General features: G+C 54.4%; 12 protein-coding genes. All 12 read left to right on the top strand.

Going from position 1 to position 18,663, the window contains the following annotated elements:
* Positions 1-139 precede the first annotated feature (139 nt).
* The 12 genes from rppH (at position 140) to recD (ending at position 18,562) form a co-directional block, all read left to right on the top strand.
* Entirely contained in the window at positions 140-670 is a 531-nt protein-coding gene (gene rppH, locus J4645_RS11370) for an RNA pyrophosphohydrolase (RefSeq protein WP_000564481.1), read from the top strand.
* A gap of 12 nt (positions 671-682) precedes the next feature.
* On the top strand, positions 683-2,929 hold the full coding sequence (gene ptsP / locus J4645_RS11365) for a phosphoenolpyruvate--protein phosphotransferase (RefSeq protein ID WP_000957888.1): 2,247 nt from the start codon (positions 683-685) through the stop codon (positions 2,927-2,929).
* 215 nt (positions 2,930-3,144) lie between these two features.
* Positions 3,145-4,020 (top strand): prolipoprotein diacylglyceryl transferase, encoded by an 876-nt coding sequence (gene lgt / locus J4645_RS11360; RefSeq protein ID WP_000204647.1) that lies wholly within the window; start codon positions 3,145-3,147, stop codon positions 4,018-4,020.
* A 6-nt stretch (positions 4,021-4,026) separates the two neighbouring features.
* On the top strand, positions 4,027-4,821 hold the full coding sequence (gene thyA / locus J4645_RS11355; protein WP_000816247.1) for a thymidylate synthase: 795 nt from the start codon (positions 4,027-4,029) through the stop codon (positions 4,819-4,821).
* Between the two features lie 184 nt (positions 4,822-5,005).
* Entirely contained in the window at positions 5,006-5,476 is a 471-nt protein-coding gene (locus tag J4645_RS11350) for a prepilin peptidase-dependent protein (protein WP_000744665.1), read from the top strand.
* Positions 5,467-6,030, top strand: coding sequence for a prepilin peptidase-dependent protein (locus J4645_RS11345; protein WP_000029156.1), 564 nt, complete (start codon positions 5,467-5,469; stop codon positions 6,028-6,030). Before J4645_RS11350 ends, J4645_RS11345 begins: the two co-directional genes overlap by 10 nt.
* A complete protein-coding gene (locus tag J4645_RS11340; RefSeq protein ID WP_001078532.1) occupies positions 6,027-6,434 on the top strand; it encodes a DUF2509 family protein in 408 nt (135 codons plus the stop codon). Before J4645_RS11345 ends, J4645_RS11340 begins: the two co-directional genes overlap by 4 nt.
* On the top strand, positions 6,419-6,739 hold the full coding sequence (locus tag J4645_RS11335) for a prepilin-type N-terminal cleavage/methylation domain-containing protein (protein ID WP_023207782.1): 321 nt from the start codon (positions 6,419-6,421) through the stop codon (positions 6,737-6,739). The genes J4645_RS11340 and J4645_RS11335 overlap by 16 nt, the downstream gene beginning before the upstream one ends.
* A 15-nt stretch (positions 6,740-6,754) precedes the next feature.
* On the top strand, positions 6,755-10,126 hold the full coding sequence (recC, locus tag J4645_RS11330) for an exodeoxyribonuclease V subunit gamma (RefSeq protein WP_071667799.1): 3,372 nt from the start codon (positions 6,755-6,757) through the stop codon (positions 10,124-10,126).
* A 177-nt stretch (positions 10,127-10,303) separates the two neighbouring features.
* Positions 10,304-13,192 (top strand): pitrilysin, encoded by a 2,889-nt coding sequence (ptrA, locus tag J4645_RS11325; protein WP_023207780.1) that lies wholly within the window; start codon positions 10,304-10,306, stop codon positions 13,190-13,192.
* Positions 13,185-16,730, top strand: coding sequence for an exodeoxyribonuclease V subunit beta (gene recB, locus J4645_RS11320; protein ID WP_001000549.1), 3,546 nt, complete (start codon positions 13,185-13,187; stop codon positions 16,728-16,730). Before ptrA ends, recB begins: the two co-directional genes overlap by 8 nt.
* Positions 16,727-18,562, top strand: a complete 1,836-nt coding sequence (gene recD, locus J4645_RS11315) for an exodeoxyribonuclease V subunit alpha (protein WP_023214396.1) — start codon at positions 16,727-16,729, stop codon at positions 18,560-18,562. The genes recB and recD overlap by 4 nt, the downstream gene beginning before the upstream one ends.
* Positions 18,563-18,663 lie beyond the last annotated feature (101 nt).

Raw genomic sequence — 18,663 nt, 5'->3', positions numbered from 1 at the left:
CATCATCTGTTTATAACTCGGCTATTTACTGTGAGTTATTCAATTGTTATTAGGCTGTGTCACTATTACAGAGTGGTTTACCGCCTCACTGGAGTATGAAACAATCGTTCATATATAAGGTTTATGTTGAGGTAGTCCGGTGATTGATGACGATGGCTACCGCCCAAATGTAGGTATCGTAATTTGTAATCGTCAGGGGCAGGTGATGTGGGCCCGGCGATTTGGTCAGCACTCCTGGCAGTTCCCGCAGGGCGGGATAAATCCAGGGGAGTCGGCAGAACAGGCGATGTACCGGGAACTGTTTGAAGAAGTTGGGTTAAGCCGTAAAGATGTGCGGATCCTTGCTTCTACTCGCAACTGGTTGCGTTACAAGTTACCAAAACGTTTGGTGCGTTGGGACACAAAGCCGGTATGTATCGGCCAGAAACAAAAGTGGTTTCTTTTGCAGTTAATGAGCGCCGACGCCGAAATCAATATGCAAACCAGCAGTACGCCGGAGTTTGACGGCTGGCGCTGGGTAAGTTACTGGTATCCGGTTCGACAAGTGGTGTCATTTAAACGCGATGTCTACCGCAGGGTAATGAAAGAGTTTGCAAGTGTTGTCATGGCGCTTCAGGATAATCCCCCTAAGCTACAAAGCGCGCCTGCTTATCGACGTAAAAGAGGTTAAGCCACGCAAATTATGCTCACTCGCCTGCGCGAAATAGTCGAAAAAGTGGCCAGTGCGCCGCGTCTGAACGAGGCGCTGAATATTCTGGTCACGGATATCTGTCTTGCGATGGATACAGAGGTTTGCTCGGTTTACCTGGCCGATCATGACCGACGCTGTTATTACCTGATGGCGACGCGGGGGTTGAAAAAACCGCGTGGTCGAACCGTTGCGCTTGCGTTTGATGAGGGGATCGTCGGTCTGGTGGGCAGGCTGGCGGAACCCATTAACCTTGCCGATGCGCAAAAACATCCCAGCTTTAAATACATTCCTTCGGTAAAAGAGGAGCGTTTTCGCGCGTTTCTCGGCGTGCCGATCATTCAGCGTCGCCAACTTCTCGGCGTGCTGGTCGTACAGCAGCGCGAATTGCGCCAGTACGATGAAAGCGAAGAGTCTTTCCTCGTCACGCTCGCTACGCAGATGGCGGCTATCCTGTCACAGTCGCAGGTCACAGCGCTGTTCGGGCAATACCGGCAGACGCGAATCCGCGCGCTTCCTGCGGCGCCGGGCGTGGCTATCGCAACGGGCTGGCAAGACGCGACCATGCCGCTGATGGAACAGGTTTACGAAGCGTCTACGCTGGATACCTCTCTTGAACGCGAACGACTGACCGGCGCGCTGGAAGAGGCGGCGAACGAATTCCGACGATACAGCAAACGCTTTGCCGCCGGCGCGCAAAAAGAGACGGCGGCCATTTTCGATCTGTACTCACACCTGCTTTCAGATGCCAGACTGCGTCGCGAACTCTTCGCCGAGGTCGACAAAGGCGCTGTTGCGGAGTGGGCCGTTAAAAAAATCATCGAAAAATTTGCCGAGCAATTTGCGGCGCTAACCGATAACTACCTCAAAGAACGTGCGGGAGACTTACGCACGCTGGGGCAGCGGCTGTTATTCCACCTTGATGATTCAGTTCAGGGGCCAAACGCCTGGCCGGAACGTTTTATTCTGGTCGCGGATGAGCTGTCGGCGACCACCCTGGCGGAGCTGCCGCAGGACAGGCTGGCGGGCGTTGTAGTGCGCGACGGCGCGGCAAACTCGCATGCGGCGATTATGGTGCGCGCGCTCGGTATCCCGACCGTCATGGGCGCGGATATCCAGCCTTCGGTGCTACATCGCCGTACGTTGGTGGTGGATGGCTATCGCGGTGAATTACTGGTCGATCCTGAACCCGTGCTTATTCAGGAATATCAGCGGCTCATTAGTGAAGAGATAGAACTCAGTCGTCTGGCGGAGGACGACGTCAATCTTCCCGCCCAACTGAAAAGCGGCGAGCGAGTCAAAGTGATGCTGAATGCCGGGCTCAGCCCCGAGCATGAGGAAAAGTTAGGCAGTCGGATCGACGGTATCGGCCTGTACCGTACTGAAATTCCCTTTATGCTGCAAAGCGGGTTTCCCTCGGAAGAAGAGCAGGTGGCGCAGTATCAAGGGATGCTGCAAATGTTTAACGATAAACCGGTGACGCTGCGGACCCTGGATGTGGGAGCGGATAAACAACTGCCCTATATGCCGATCAGCGAGGAGAACCCGTGCCTGGGCTGGCGCGGGATCCGCATTACGCTGGATCAGCCGGAGATCTTTTTGATCCAGGTCCGCGCGATGCTGCGCGCCAATGCGGCGACTGGCAACCTCAGCATTTTGTTGCCGATGGTCACCAGTATTGATGAAGTCGATGAAGCGCGGCGTCTGATCGAACGCGCCGGGCGCGAGGTCGAGGAGATGATCGGCTATGCGATCCCGAAACCGCGTATCGGCATTATGCTGGAAGTGCCGTCCATGGTATTTATGCTGCCGCATCTGGCTAACCGGATCGACTTTATCTCGGTCGGTACAAACGATTTAACGCAATATATCCTGGCGGTAGATCGCAACAATACTCGCGTGGCCAGTATTTACGACAGTCTGCATCCGGCTATGCTGCGCGCACTGAGCATGATTGCGCAGGAAGCCGAAAAAAATGGCCTCGATCTTCGTTTGTGCGGCGAGATGGCGGGCGATCCGATGTGCGTGGCGATTCTTATCGGTCTGGGATATCGCCATCTTTCGATGAATGGCCGTTCGGTAGCGCGTGTGAAATATCTGCTGCGGCATATCGATTTTGAAGACGCGCAAACCCTTGCCAGACGCAGCCTTGAGGCGCAGATGGCGACCGAAGTGCGTCATCAGGTGGCGGCGTTTATGGAGCGCCGCGGGATGGGGGGATTGATTCGAGGAGGGTTGTAACGACTGGAGCGGGAAAAGAGAGTGACTGTGGATTCACGGCGCAGACAACACGCCTGCAAGATGAAAGACAATGCGTATACATATCTTTTAACGGTAATCGGCATCTCGCTTTTAACCCTTGTGCTATTATTCGCACCTTTGGAGCGTCTGCAACGCGCAGGCGCGCTTATCAATCGCTATCTCTTCAGCGAAATAACAAGAAATTGTGGTGACAGATGACCAGTAGCTATCTGCATTTTCCGGACTTTGATCCGGTCATTTTCTCAATTGGGCCCGTCGCGCTTCACTGGTATGGCTTGATGTATCTGGTGGGATTCGTTTTCGCGATGTGGTTGGCGGTGCGTCGCGCTAACCGTCCGGGAAGCGGTTGGACCAAAAACGAAGTTGAAAATTTACTCTATGCAGGTTTCCTGGGGGTCTTCCTGGGGGGGCGAATTGGCTATGTCCTGTTTTATAACTTCCCTCTGTTTCTGGATAACCCGCTCTATTTATTCCGCGTCTGGGACGGCGGCATGTCCTTCCACGGCGGGCTTATCGGCGTGATACTGGTGATGATTATCTTCGCCAGGCGCACGAAGCGCTCGTTCTTTCAGGTGTCTGATTTTATTGCACCGTTAATTCCGTTCGGCCTGGGCGCCGGGCGTCTGGGCAACTTTATCAACGGTGAATTGTGGGGGCGAGTCGATCCTAACTTCCGGTTTGCCATGCTCTTTCCTGGCTCACGCGCGGAAGATATTGCGCTGCTGCCGTCACATCCGCAATGGCAGCCTATTTTTGATACCTACGGCGTATTGCCGCGCCACCCTTCCCAGTTGTATGAGCTGGCATTAGAAGGCGTGGTGCTGTTTATCATTCTTAATCTCTTTATTCGTAAACCGCGTCCGATGGGCGCAGTCTCCGGATTATTCCTGATTGGCTATGGCGCGTTTCGTATCATTGTTGAATTCTTCCGCCAGCCGGACGCGCAATTTACCGGCGCGTGGGTACAGTACATCAGCATGGGGCAGATTCTCTCTATCCCGATGATTATCGCTGGCGCGATCATGATGGTTTGGGCATATCGCCGCCGCCCGCAGCAACACGTTTCCTGAGGAACCATGAAACAGTATTTAGAACTGATGCAAAAAGTGCTGGATGAAGGCACACAGAAAAACGACCGTACCGGCACCGGCACGCTTTCCATTTTTGGCCATCAGATGCGTTTTAACCTGCAGGAAGGCTTTCCGCTGGTGACGACAAAACGCTGCCATTTACGTTCAATTATTCACGAACTGCTATGGTTTTTGCAGGGCGATACCAACATCGCTTACCTGCACGAAAATAATGTCACCATCTGGGACGAATGGGCCGATGAGAACGGCGATTTAGGCCCGGTTTATGGTAAGCAGTGGCGGGCATGGCCAACACCGGATGGCCGCCATATCGATCAGATCGCCACGGTTTTAAGCCAGCTTAAAAACGACCCGGACTCTCGTCGTATTATCGTTTCTGCGTGGAACGTCGGCGAGCTGGATAAGATGGCGCTGGCGCCGTGTCACGCCTTTTTCCAGTTTTATGTCGCAGATGGAAAACTCTCCTGTCAGCTTTATCAGCGCTCCTGCGATGTGTTCCTCGGTCTGCCGTTCAACATTGCCAGCTACGCGTTACTGGTGCATATGATGGCGCAACAGTGCGACCTGGACGTCGGCGATTTTGTCTGGACCGGCGGCGACACGCACCTGTACAGCAACCATATGGAGCAGACGCACCTGCAATTAAGCCGTGAACCGCGCGCGCTGCCGAAGTTGGTCATTAAGCGTAAACCCGATTCGCTTTTTGACTACCGGTTCGATGATTTCGAAATTGAAGGCTATGATCCGCACCCCGGTATTAAAGCGCCGGTCGCTATCTAAGCGCTGACGATCCTGCCATAACCGACGCCATCGCGCGTCGGTTTTTTTTACCCTTCGTCTCAATCTTCGGCGCGGATTCCTGAAATTTTGCAACGCGCTGCAAGAAATGAACTTTTTTCCGTAACGCGCCGAACAATCTGTATTTGGCGCTCGTTATTTTTCTTCCGCCCGCCATACTGCCGACATGAAAAAACAACAGGGCTATACGCTCATTGAAACGGTGGTCGCGATGTCGCTCATTATCATTCTCAGCGCCACAGGACTTTATGGCTGGCAACGCTGGCAGCAGCAACAGCGCCTGTGGCAAACCGCATGTCAGGTGCGGGATTACCTGCTGCAACTTCGTGAGGACGCTCACTGGCATAACCGCGATCACATTCTTCGCGTGGTCAGCGAAGGCGGTTCATGGTGCTTTGTCAGCTCTGTTGCTACGCAAACATCGTGTACGCCATCTTCCCCCTTTGTGTTTACGCCCGACTGGCATGATGTCGTCCTTGCCGATATCACGCCGTCGTTAGCCTTCTTTGGCCTGCGCAATACGGCATGGGCAGGGCACATCGTACTGAAAAACGCTGCCGGAGAGTGGCGTCTGGTCGTCTCTTCCTGGGGGCGAATCAGGCTATGCGAGCGTAACGAGGCCGCTACGTGTCAATAACCACGCGGGGGTTCTCGCTACTGGAGGTTGTGCTGGCGATGGCGATAGGTTCCATTTTACTGCTTGGGTCCGCACGATTTTTACCGGCGCTACAGCGTGAGATCTGGCACAACACGCGACAGTTATCGCTGGAAGATGAAATCTGGCAGCGAACCTATACCGTAGCGAAGCATCTTCAGCGTGCGGGTTACTGCCATGGCCACTGTACTGGCGAAGGGTTACATCTTGCCGAACAGGGGCAATGCGTCATCGTTCAGTGGGACGGGAATAATAACGGTGTCTGGGATACCATACCGGCGAAAGAGGCCGACCAGACCGGGTTTCGTATGAAGGATAACGTTCTGGAAACATTACGCGGAGCAACATCTTGCCAGGGGAAGGGATGGGAAAAAATGACCGATCCCAATACGGTACTCATCACGGCGTTTACCGTTGAGCGCCGGGATATAACGGGATTCTCGCCAGTGCTCATGCTGCATCTGCGCGGCGCCAGCAAAGCCGAGCCTCAGACGGTTATTGACGCGCAATACAGCGTAACGGGATTTAATCTGTGAATCGGGAACGTGGCGCTTCTTCGCTAATACTGGCGCTTTTAATACTGATTCTGGGTAGTCTGCTACTGCAAGGCGTAAATCAGCAGCAGGCCAGCTATGCCGCCCGCGTGACGACGCAGAGCCTGGCGATACAACGCCAGGCGCTCGTACAGTCGGCGCTGGAATGGGGGCGGGGGCAGCTATGGTCAGGCGTAACCGAAATGGAATGTCGGCGCTATTCCTCTTCAGGAGCAAGAGTCTGTTTGCGGAGATTATCGGGGGATGAGGTGGTGATGGCGGCGCAAGATGACGGCATGACGTTATGGCGTTTGGGCAACGTCATTCAGGGAAGCATTGTCTTTTCTCCCCACGGCTGGAGCGATTTTTGTCCGTTAAAAGAGGTGGCGTTATGCCGCATCCCCTGAATTTACAACGCGGGTTTAGCCTCCCGGAAGTTTTAGTGGCGATGGTTCTAATAGTAATGATCATCACCGCGCTGTCAGGCTATCAGCGGGTATTAATGCACAGTTTTGCATTACGACACCAGTATCTCCAGATCTGGCGGCAGGCGTGGCAGCAAACGGCGCTGTATCCATTTTCGCCTGCTGACGGCTGGAAGGCCAACCGGATGCAGACAATGCAATCGGGATGTGTCAGCATCAGCGTCACGATGGTTTCACCCTCTGGCAGGCAGGGGCAGATGACGCGCTTGCATTGTCCAAATCGTTAATCGTCAGGAGTAATTATGTTAAGGGTCTACCACTCCAATCGTCTGGATGTGCTGGAAGCGTTGATGGAGTTCATCGTCGAACGCGAGCGGCTGGATGATCCCTTTGAACCAGAAATGATTCTGGTTCAAAGCACGGGTATGGCGCAGTGGCTGCAGATGACCCTTTCACAAAAGTTTGGTATTGCGGCGAATATCGCTTTTCCGTTACCGGCGAGTTTTATCTGGGAGATGTTTGTCCGCGTGTTGCCGGATATCCCCAAAGAAAGCGCTTTCAGCAAACAAAGCATGAGCTGGAAACTGATGACCTTGCTGCCACAGTTGCTGGATAAGGATGAGTTTGTACTGCTGCGCCATTATCTGACCGACGACACCGATAAACGCAAACTCTTTCAGCTTTCCGCGCGCGCTGCCGACCTGTTCGATCAGTATCTGGTTTATCGGCCTGACTGGCTTACGCAGTGGGAAGTAGGAAAAAGCGTGGAAGGTCTGGGGGAGGCGCAAAACTGGCAGGCGCCGCTGTGGAAAGCATTGGTGGAATATACCGCCACGCTGGGGCAGCCACGCTGGCATCGCGCCAATCTCTACCAACGCTTTATTCAAACGCTGGAAAGCGCGACCGCCTGCCCGCCAGGGTTGCCGTCCCGCGTTTTTATTTGCGGCATTTCCGCGTTACCGCCAGTGTATCTCAGAGCGTTGCAGGCGCTGGGCAAACATATTGAAATCCATCTCCTTTTTACTAATCCGTGTCGGTATTACTGGGGGGACATTAAAGACCCAGCCTGGCTGGCAAAACTCATGGCTCGCCAGCGTCGTCACAGTTTTGAAGACCGTCATTTACCGTTGTTCCGTGAAAACCAGAATCCGGAAGCCTTATTTAACAGCGACGGTGAACAGGATATCGGTAATCCGCTACTGGCCTCATGGGGAAAACTGGGGCGGGATTATATCTACCTGCTATCTGAACTGGAAAACAGCCAGGAGCTGGATGCGTTTGTTGATATTACGCCAGATAATCTTTTGCATCGGATTCAGGCGGATATTCTTGAACTGGAAAGCCATGCGGTGGCGGGCGTAAACCTTGAGGAGTATTCGCGCAGCGACAATAAGCGTCTGCTCGATCCCGAGGATAACAGCCTCTCTTTTCACGTTTGTCACAGCCCGCAGCGCGAGGTGGAGATACTGCACGATCGCCTGCTGGCGATGCTGGAAGCCGATCCGACGCTAACGCCGCGCGACATTATCGTTATGGTGGCTGATATTGACAGCTATAGCCCGTTTATCCAGGCGGTATTTGGTAGCGCGCCAACGGAGCGCTATCTGCCTTATGCCATTTCCGATCGGCGGGCGCGTCAGTCACATCCGGTGTTACAGGCATTTATCAGCCTACTTTCGTTACCGGACAGCCGCTTTGTCTCCGAGGATGTTCTGGCGTTGTTAGACGTACCGGTATTGGCTGCCCGCTTTACGATCAACGAAGAAGGGCTGCGTTATCTGCGCTTGTGGGTCAATGAGTCAGGCATTCGCTGGGGAATTGACGATGACAACGTGCGCGAGCTGGAACTTCCTGCCACGGGGCAGCATACGTGGCAATTTGGCCTGACGCGTATGCTGCTGGGGTATGCGATGGAAAGCGCCCAGGGTGAGTGGCAGTCGGTTCTGCCTTATGACGAATCCAGCGGTCTGATTGCTGAGCTGGTCGGGCATCTGGCTTCGCTGCTGATGCAGCTTAATATCTGGCGGCGCGGTCTGGCGCAGGAGCGACCGCTGGAAGAGTGGTTGCCCGTTTGTCGCGACATGCTCAATGATTTCTTCCTGCCCGATGCGGACACGGAAGCGGCAATGACATTGATTGAACAGCAGTGGCAGGCCATTATCGCCGAAGGCGTCGCGGCGGAATATGGCGACGCGGTACCGATTTCGCTACTGCGGGATGAACTGGCGCAGCGTCTGGATCAGGAACGTATTAGCCAGCGCTTCCTGGCGGGCCCCATCAATATTTGTACGCTGATGCCGATGCGTTCCATTCCGTTCAGAGTCGTTTGCCTGCTGGGAATGAACGACGGCGTATACCCGCGCAAGCTTGCGCCGTTGGGCTTTGACCTGATGAGCCAAAAACCCATGCGCGGGGATCGAAGCCGTCGCGACGATGACCGCTATCTGTTTCTGGAAGCGTTAATCTCGGCGCAGCAGACGCTGTATATCAGCTACATCGGTCGCTCCATCCAGGATAATAGCGAACGCTTTCCCTCTGTACTGGTGCAAGAATTGGTGGATTACATCGGGCAAAGCCACTATTTGCCTGGCGACGAAATGCTGACCTGTGATGAGAGCGAAGCACGAGTCAAAGCGCATATTACGCGTCTGCATACCCGTATGCCTTTTGATGCGCAAAATTACCAACCCGGCGAACAGCAAAGTTATGCCAGAGAGTGGTTGCCTGCGGCGAGTCAGTCGGGAAAAGCGCATTCTGACTTTGTGCAGCCGCTTCCTTTTACGATGCCGGAAACATTGACTCTGGAAAGTCTGCAGCGTTTTTGGGCCCATCCGGTACGCGCATTTTTTCAGATGCGGCTTCAGGTTAATTTCCGCTCGGAAGAGAGTGAGATTCCTGATGCGGAACCGTTTGAATTAGAGGGGTTGACGCGATATCAACTTAACCAACAGTTGCTCAATACGCTGGTTGAAGAGGACGACGTCGAACGCTTGTTCCGCCGTTTCCGGGCAGCGGGAGAGCTGCCTTACGGCGCGTTTGGCGCAATATTCTGGGATGCGCAATGTCAGGAGATGCAGCAACTGGCAAGCCGGGTCATCGCCTGCCGTAAGCCGAGCCAAAGCCTGGAAGTGGATCTGCTTTGCAATGGCGTTCAGCTAACCGGCTGGCTACCGCAGGTACAGGAGGATGGATTATTGCGCTGGCGTCCCGCTTTAATCAGCGTTGCGCAAGGTGTGCAACTTTGGCTGGAACACCTTGTCTATTGTGCCAGCGGCGGTAGTGGCGAAAGTCGCCTGTTTTTGCGCAAAGAGGGAGAATGGCGATTTCCGCCTCTTGATAAAACGCAGGCAATGGCTTACCTGGCGCAACTGATTGAAGGCTACCGGGAAGGCATGTCTTCTCCGCTATTGGTACTGCCGGAAAGCGGCGGCGCATGGATAAAAGCCTGTTATGACGCTGAAAATGATGTCATGTTAGACGACGATGATACCTTACAGAAGGCCAGGACAAAGTTTTTACAGGCTTATGAAGGCAACATGATGGTGAGCGGCGAAGGCGAAGATATCTGGTATCAACGTCTTTGGCGTCAGCTGGAATCTGAAACGTTGCAGGCTATCATTGCGCAGTCCCGGCATTACCTGTTACCGCTGTTTCGTTTTAATCAGTCTCGTTGATTGTATGAAAATCGCGCCATTAAAAGGCTTCGACTATGATGCGCTCTTCGTCACGGACTGATTACTGATAAAAAGATGCTGCCTGGTTCAGCACAATAATATCCCGTTCTGCTCAGGTCGATGGTTTACGTGACCATACAGATGAGTGGGAATGAAAGTTAATGATGAGGTCCGTGAATGCCCCGCAGCACCTGGTTCAAAGCGTTATTGTTATTGGTCGCCCTCTGGGGGCCTGCAGTTCAGGCGGATATCGGTTGGCAACCGCTGCAAGAAACTATCCGTAAAAGCGATAAAGATACCCGGCAGTATCAGGCGATACGTCTTGATAATGACATGGTGGTGTTGCTGGTATCCGATCCGCAGGCTGTAAAGTCTCTTTCAGCGTTAGTGGTGCCCGTTGGATCGCTTGAAGATCCTGAGGCTCATCAGGGGCTTGCTCATTATCTTGAGCATATGTGCCTGATGGGGTCAAAAAAATATCCGCAGGCGGATAGCCTTGCCGAATACCTTAAAAGACATGGCGGTAGCCATAACGCCAGCACTGCGCCTTATCGAACAGCCTTCTACCTGGAGGTTGAAAACGATGCGCTTCCAGGCGCCGTAGATCGCCTGGCCGACGCCATTGCTGCGCCATTGCTCGATAAAAAATACGCCGAACGCGAACGAAACGCGGTGAATGCCGAGCTGACGATGGCGCGCACCCGCGACGGTATGCGTATGGCGCAGGTAAGCGCCGAAACCATTAACCCGGCGCATCCAGGCTCGCACTTTTCTGGCGGCAATCTGGAAACGTTAAGCGATAAGCCGGGCAATCCGGTGCAACAGGCGTTGATCGCTTTTCATGAAAAATACTATTCATCTAATCTGATGAAGGCGGTGATTTACAGTAATAAACCCTTGCCGGAACTGGCGCGTATTGCCGCCGCAACCTATGGTCGCGTGCCGAATAAACAGATTAAAAAACCGGAAATTAACGTACCTGTCATCACCGAGGCGCAGAAGGGCATCATTATTCATTACGTGCCGGCGCTACCGCGTAAAGTGCTGCGCGTGGAGTTTCGTATTGATAACAATAGCGCGCAGTTCCGCAGCAAGACCGATGAACTGGTCTCTTATCTGATTGGCAATCGTAGCCCGGGGACGCTCTCTGACTGGCTGCAAAAACAAGGACTGGTCGAAGGTATTAGCGCGGATTCCGATCCGATTGTTAATGGTAACAGCGGCGTATTTGCCATTTCGGCAACGCTGACTGATAAAGGTTTGGCCAATCGTGATGAAGTTGTCGCGGCTATTTTTAGCTATATCAATACGTTACGTGAAAAAGGGATAGATAAACGTTACTTTGACGAGCTGGCGCATGTGCTGGATCTCGACTTCCGCTATCCGTCGATTACCCGCGATATGGACTATGTCGAATGGCTGGCGGACACTATGATCCGCGTCCCGGTAGCGCATACGCTGGATGCGGCGAATATCGCCGATCGTTACGATCCTGCCGCTATCAAAAATCGCCTGGCGATGATGACGCCGCAGAATGCGCGCATCTGGTACATCAGTCCCCAGGAACCCCATAATAAGATTGCGTATTTTGTGGATGCGCCTTATCAGGTCGATAAGATTAGCGAACAGACGTTTAAAAACTGGCAGCAAAAAGCACAGGGCATTGCGTTGTCGCTGCCGGAGTTAAACCCCTATATTCCTGATGATTTTACGCTTGTTAAGAATGACAAAAACTACGTGCGGCCAGAACTGATTGTCGATAAAGCGGATTTGCGCGTGGTTTATGCGCCGAGTCGTTATTTCGCCAGCGAGCCAAAAGCTGACGTGAGCGTGGTATTGCGTAATCCGCAGGCGATGGACAGCGCCCGCAATCAGGTACTGTTCGCCCTTAATGATTATCTGGCGGGAATGGCGCTCGATCAGCTCAGCAACCAGGCGGCAGTGGGCGGCATTAGCTTTTCTACTAACGCCAACAATGGTCTGATGGTCACTGCGAACGGTTATACCCAGCGTTTGCCGCAGCTTTTCCTGGCGTTGCTGGAAGGATATTTTAGCTACGACGCCACGGAAGAACAGCTGGCGCAGGCGAAATCCTGGTATACGCAGATGATGGATTCTGCGGAGAAGGGAAAAGCCTACGAGCAGGCGATTATGCCGGTGCAGATGATTTCGCAGGTGCCTTATTTTTCCCGTGATGAACGTCGCGCTTTGCTGCCGTCCATTACGTTGAAAGAGGTAATGGCCTATCGTAATGCGTTAAAAACGGGCGCTCGTCCGGAATTTCTGGTTATAGGGAATATGAGCGAAGCCCAGGCGACCTCTCTGGCGCAAGATGTTCAAAAACAGCTCGCGGCGAACGGATCGGCGTGGTGTCGCAACAAAGACGTGGTGGTTGAGAAAAAGCAGTCCGTAATATTTGAAAAAGCGGGCAGTAGCACTGACTCCGCGTTAGCAGCGGTCTTTGTCCCGGTCGGCTACGACGAGTACGTCAGCGCCGCCTACAGCGCGATGTTAGGTCAGATTGTTCAACCGTGGTTTTACAATCAGCTACGAACCGAAGAGCAACTGGGATACGCCGTTTTCGCCTTTCCGATGAGCGTTGGCCGTCAGTGGGGAATGGGATTCCTGCTACAGAGCAACGATAAACAGCCCTCTTACCTGTGGCAACGCTATCAGGCATTTTTTCCTGACGCCGAGGCGAAGCTGAGGGCGATGAAGCCGGAAGAGTTCGCCCAAATTCAGCAGGCGATCATTACGCAAATGCGCCAGGCGCCGCAAACGTTGGGCGAAGAAGCATCCCGTTTAAGCAAGGATTTCGATCGGGGTAATATGCGCTTTGACTCGCGTGATAAAATCATCGCTCAGATAAAATTGCTGACGCCACAAAAGCTTGCCGACTTCTTCCACCAGGCGGTGGTGGAACCACAAGGTATGGCAATATTGTCACAGATTGCCGGTAGCCAGAATGGAAAAGCAGAATACGTGCATCCGACAGGCTGGAAAGTGTGGGATAACGTCAGCGCATTGCAGCAAACGTTACCTCTAATGAGCGAAAAGAATGAATGATGTCGCCGAGACTCTTGATCCTCTGCGCTTGCCCCTGACAGGCGAGCGTCTGATTGAAGCATCAGCGGGCACAGGCAAAACGTTTACTATCGCGGCGCTGTATCTGCGGTTATTGCTCGGTCTGGGCGGCAGTGCCGCATTTCCCCGTCCGTTGACCGTTGAAGAACTGCTGGTGGTAACCTTTACGGAGGCCGCCACTGAAGAGCTGCGTGGGCGAATTCGCAGTAATATCCATGAGTTGCGCATCGCCTGTCTGCGAGAAAGCACGGATAATCCGCTGTATGCCCGCTTGCTGGAAGAAATTAGCGACAAAAAGCAGGCCGCGCAGTGGTTATTACTGGCGGAACGACAAATGGATGAGGCCGCGGTTTTTACCATCCACGGTTTTTGCCAGCGTATGCTCAGCCTGAACGCTTTCGAATCCGGTATGTTGTTTGAGCAACAGCTTATTGAAGACGAATCTTTGTTGCGTTATCAGGCCTGCGCCGATTTCTGGCGGCGTCATTGCTATCCGCTGCCGCGCGACATCGCGCAGGTGGTGTTTGACGTATGGAAGGGGCCGAAGGCGCTCTTAAAGGATATCGATCGTTATCTGCAGGGCGAAGCGCCGGTCATTAAAGCGCCGCCATCGCAGGAGGAGACGCTGGCATCGCGTCATGAACAGATCCTGGCGCGCATCAACCAGGTGAAGCAGCAGTGGTGTGAGGCGGTTAGCGAGCTGGACGCGCTAATCGAATCATCCGGCATCGATCGCAGAAAATTCAACCGCGGCAATCAGGCGAAATGGATCGAAAAGATCACCGCGTGGGCGCAAGAAGAGACCAAAAATTATCAATTACCCGAGGCGTTGGGAAAATTTTCACAGCGTTTTTTAGCTGAGCGCACCAAAGCTGGCGGCGTGACGCCCCAGCACCCATTGTTTGTCGCCATTGATAACCTGTTGGGCGAACCGCTATCGATTAAAGATCTGGTTCTTACCCGAGCGCTCTCAGAGATCCGTGAAACGGTGGCTCAGGAAAAACGACGGCGCGGCGAGCTGGGGTTTGACGATATGCTCAGCCGTTTAGATACCGCGCTGCGTAGTGAAAGCGGCGAGGCGCTGGCTACGGCGATTCGTACCCGTTTTCCGGTGGCGATGATCGATGAATTTCAGGATACCGACCCACAACAGTACCGTATTTTTCGCCGTATCTGGCGACATCAACCCGATACGGCGCTATTGCTGATTGGCGATCCTAAGCAGGCGATTTATGCGTTTCGTGGCGCGGATATCTTTACCTACATGAAGGCTCGCAGCGAAGTGAGCGCGCACTATACGCTTGACACTAACTGGCGCTCCGCGCCGGGGATGGTGAATAGCGTTAACAAGCTGTTCAGTCAGATGAACGACGCCTTTATGTTCCGCGATATTCCCTTCAGTCCGGTAAAGTTTGCGCCCAGAAACCAGTCGCTGCAATTTAAAGTGAATGACGCGCCTCAACCGGCGATGACCCTGTGGCTAATGGAGGGGGAAAGCTGCGGTTCGGGCGATTATCAAAGTTATATGGCGCAGGTGTGCGCCACGCAAATTCGCGACTGGCTGCGCGCCGGACAAACGGGCGACGCGCTGCTGACGAATGGCGATTCGTCGCGGCCCGTTCGCGCCTCGGATATCAGCGTGCTGGTGCGCAGCAGGCGTGAGGCCGCGCTGATACGGGATGCGCTGACCTTACTGGCGATCCCCTCCGTCTATCTTTCTAACCGCGACAGCGTATTCGAAACGCTCGAAGCGCAGGAAATGCTGTGGGTGTTGCAGGCGGTGATGGCGCCCGAACGTGAGAATACGCTACGTAGCGCTCTGGCGACATCAATGATGGGCCTTACCGCGCTGGATATCGAAACGCTTAACAATGATGAAAATGCGTGGGATGCGGTTGTCGAAGAGTTTGATGGCTACCGGCAGATTTGGCATAAACGCGGCGTGATGCCTATGCTGCGCGCGTTAATGTCGGCGCGCAATATTGCTGAAAACCTGTTGGCGACAGCGGGAGGCGAACGTCGGCTGACGGATATTCTGCATATTAGCGAACTGTTACAGGAAGCCGGTTCGCAGCTGGAAAGCGAACATGCGCTGGTGCGTTGGCTGGCGCAACATATCCTTGAACCCGATAGCAATGCTTCCAGCCAGCAACTACGTCTGGAAAGCGATAAGCATCTGGTGCAAATCGTCACCATTCATAAATCGAAAGGTCTGGAATACCCGCTGGTCTGGTTACCTTTTATCACCCATTTCCGCGTGCAGGACCAGGCTTTTTATCACGACAGGCACTCCTACGAGGCGGTGCTGGACCTTAGTCACGCCGAAGAGAGCATAGCACTGGCGGAAGCCGAACGCCTGGCGGAAGACCTGCGCCTACTTTATGTCGCGCTGACCCGTGCAGTGTGGCATTGCAGCCTAGGCGTCGCGCCGCTGGTGCGGCGTCGCAGCGATAAGAAAGGCGAGACGGATGTGCACCAAAGCGCGCTTGGGCGACTCCTGCAAAAAGGCGAACCGATGGATGCCGCAGGCCTTCGCGCCTGTATTGAGGCGCTATGCGACGAGGATATCGTGTGTCGAACGCCAGGCAGTACGGATAACGACCGCTGGCAAATTGCCGCTGCATCGCACGCGGAACTCAGCGCCAGAACGCTGCAACGTCTGCTTTATGATAGCTGGCGCGTCACCAGTTATTCCGGTTTGCAGCAGCGGGGACATAGCGTGGCGCAAGATCTTATTCCTCGTCTCGACATTGACGCCGCAGGCGTTGGCGAAGCGGCGGAAGCGCCGGCAATGACGCCGCATCACTTTCCTCGCGGGGCATCGCCGGGAACATTTTTGCACAGCCTGTTTGAAGAGCTTGATTTTACTCAACCGATAGACCCCCAATGGGTACAGGAAAAACTGGAGCTGAGTGGTTTTGAAACGCGATGGGAGCCCGTACTTACCCGCTGGCTGGACACCGTGTTACACGTTCCCCTTAACGAGACGGGCGTTAGTCTGAGCGTGCTGACCGGGCGTGAAAAACAGGTCGAAATGGAGTTTTATCTGCCGATTGCCCAGCCGCTTACCGCCGGAGAGCTGGATGCGTTGATTCGTCGATACGACCCGCTTTCAGCAGGTTGCCCTGCTCTGGATTTCATGCAGGTTCGCGGCATGTTAAAGGGCTTTATCGACCTGGTTTTTCGTTATGAGGGGCGCTATTACCTGCTCGACTATAAATCTAACTGGCTGGGCGAGGATAGCGCCGCTTATACCCAGACGGCGATGGCTGCGGCGATGCAGGCGCATCGCTATGATTTGCAGTACCAGCTTTATACGCTGGCATTGCACCGTTACCTTCGTCATCGAATGGCGAATTACGACTATGAACGCCATTTCGGCGGCGTCATCTATCTCTTTTTACGCGGGGTGGATAGCGAACGTCCGCAGCAGGGTATTTTTACCACTCGTCCTGCGGCGGCGTTAATTAACCAACTGGATGATATGTTTGCAGGTGAAATGAGTGAGGAGGCGCAATGACAATCCAGGAGCGGTTGCTGGAGGCCGTTGAACAAAAACTCTTACGGCCCATTGATGCCCAGTTTGCTTTAACCGTCGCCGGTAACGACGATCCCGCCGTGACGCTGGCGGCAGCGCTGCTTAGTCATGACGCAGGTGAAGGTCACGTGTGTCTGCCGTTGTCGCGTTTAACGTTAACGGAGGAGGCGCATCCCTTACTGGTCGCCTGGATAAGCGAAACGGCTACGCCAATTGACTGGAAAAAGCGGTTACTGGCGTCTGCGGCGGTTAGCTGCGGCGATAGCCCCGCGCCGTTAATTCTGTGCGGCGATCGCCTCTACCTGAATCGCATGTGGTGCAACGAGCGTACGGTTGCGCGCTTTTTTAACGAGGTTAACCAGGCCATCGCCGTAGATGAAGATCAGTTATCCCGTATTCTGGACGCGCTATTCCCTCCGACAGACGAGGTGAACTGGCAAAAGGTGGCCGCCGCTGTAGCGCTAACTCGCCGTATCTCCGTGATTTCAGGCGGTCCCGGCACCGGTAAAACCACCACCGTCGCGAAGCTGCTGGCGGCATTAATTCAAATGGCGGATGGCGAACGTTGCCGTATCCGGCTGGCGGCACCGACCGGGAAAGCGGCCGCACGCCTGACGGAGTCGCTCGGCGCGGCGTTGCGTCAGCTTCCTCTTACCGATGCGCAGAAAAAGCGTATACCGGAGGACGCCAGTACGCTGCACCGACTGCTGGGCGCACAGCCCGGCAGCCAGCGATTACGCCATCATGCGGGCAACCCGCTGCATCTGGACGTGCTGGTGGTCGATGAAGCATCAATGATTGATTTGCCGATGATGTCACGTTTGATTGACGCTCTGCCGCCGCACGGGCGGGTCATTTTTCTTGGCGATCGCGATCAGTTGGCATCCGTTGAGGCGGGTGCTGTGTTGGGCGATATTTGCGCCTATGTCAACGCAGGGTTTACGGCGGAACGCGCCCGACAGCTAAGTCGACTAACAGGGAGCGCCATTCCGGCGGGGGCCGGAACGCAAGCCGCGTCTTTACGCGATAGCCTCTGTTTGTTGCAAAAGAGCTATCGTTTCGGCAGCGATTCTGGCATCGGCAAGCTGGCGGCGGCGATTAACTGCGGCGACAGGTCGGCAATCCAGGCTGTTTTTCAGCAGGGGTTTAGCGATATAGAGAAGCGTACATTGCAAAGCAGCGACGATTATGCCGGGATGCTGGATGACGCGCTGGCGGGCTATGGTCGCTACCTGCGGTTGCTGCATGAAAAAGCAACGCCGGAGGCAATCCTTCAGGCTTTCAATGAGTATCAACTGCTTTGCGCGCTGCGCGAAGGCCCATTTGGCGTGAGGGGACTGAATGACCGCATTGAGCAGGCGATGGTGCAGCAACGAAAAATTCAGCGGCATCCGCACTCTCGCTGGTATGAAGGGCGTCCGGTAATGATTGCGCGCAACGATAGCGCGTTGGGGCTATTTAACGGCGATATTGGTATTGCGCTCGATCGCGGGCAGGGGTTACGCGTCTGGTTTGTGATGCCGGACGGCACGATCAAGTCCGTTCAGCCCAGCCGTCTGCCGGAACATGATACAACCTGGGCGATGACGGTACATAAATCACAGGGGTCTGAATTTGATCACGCCGCGCTGATTTTACCCAGCCAGCGTTCGCCGGTCGTGACGCGGGAGCTGGTGTATACCGCTGTTACGCGGGCGCGGCGGCGGTTATCGCTGTATGCCGATGAACGGATCCTGGCAAGCGCGATTGTGACGCGTACGGAGCGGCGCAGCGGATTAGCCACCTTATTTGATGAAGTCAGTCGTACCGGATAAGACGAGTTCTCGCCGGATGGTGACGCGTAGCGTCTTATCCGGCCTCCAAATGATGCTTTCGAGCGTAGGCCTGATAAGCGCAGCGCCATCAGTCCCCTCTT

This window comes from Salmonella sp. 32082101201600294FB01SM01, assembly GCF_017572865.1.
Classification (GTDB): domain Bacteria; phylum Pseudomonadota; class Gammaproteobacteria; order Enterobacterales; family Enterobacteriaceae; genus Salmonella; species Salmonella enterica.
This window is presented reverse-complemented; position numbering and strand designations above follow the sequence as displayed.

What these genes read in the sequence shown, in the direction of transcription:
- ptsP (WP_000957888.1), top strand. Translation starts at nt 683, where the DNA reads ATGCTCACTCGCCTGCGCGAAATAGTCGAAAAAGTGGCCAGTGCGCCG.
- lgt (WP_000204647.1), top strand. Translation starts at nt 3,145, where the DNA reads ATGACCAGTAGCTATCTGCATTTTCCGGACTTTGATCCGGTCATTTTC.
- thyA (WP_000816247.1), top strand. Translation starts at nt 4,027, where the DNA reads ATGAAACAGTATTTAGAACTGATGCAAAAAGTGCTGGATGAAGGCACA.
- J4645_RS11350 (WP_000744665.1), top strand. Translation starts at nt 5,006, where the DNA reads ATGAAAAAACAACAGGGCTATACGCTCATTGAAACGGTGGTCGCGATG.
- J4645_RS11335 (WP_023207782.1), top strand. Translation starts at nt 6,419, where the DNA reads ATGCCGCATCCCCTGAATTTACAACGCGGGTTTAGCCTCCCGGAAGTT.
- recC (WP_071667799.1), top strand. Translation starts at nt 6,755, where the DNA reads ATGTTAAGGGTCTACCACTCCAATCGTCTGGATGTGCTGGAAGCGTTG.
- ptrA (WP_023207780.1), top strand. Translation starts at nt 10,304, where the DNA reads ATGCCCCGCAGCACCTGGTTCAAAGCGTTATTGTTATTGGTCGCCCTC.
- recB (WP_001000549.1), top strand. Translation starts at nt 13,185, where the DNA reads ATGAATGATGTCGCCGAGACTCTTGATCCTCTGCGCTTGCCCCTGACA.
- recD (WP_023214396.1), top strand. Translation starts at nt 16,727, where the DNA reads ATGACAATCCAGGAGCGGTTGCTGGAGGCCGTTGAACAAAAACTCTTA.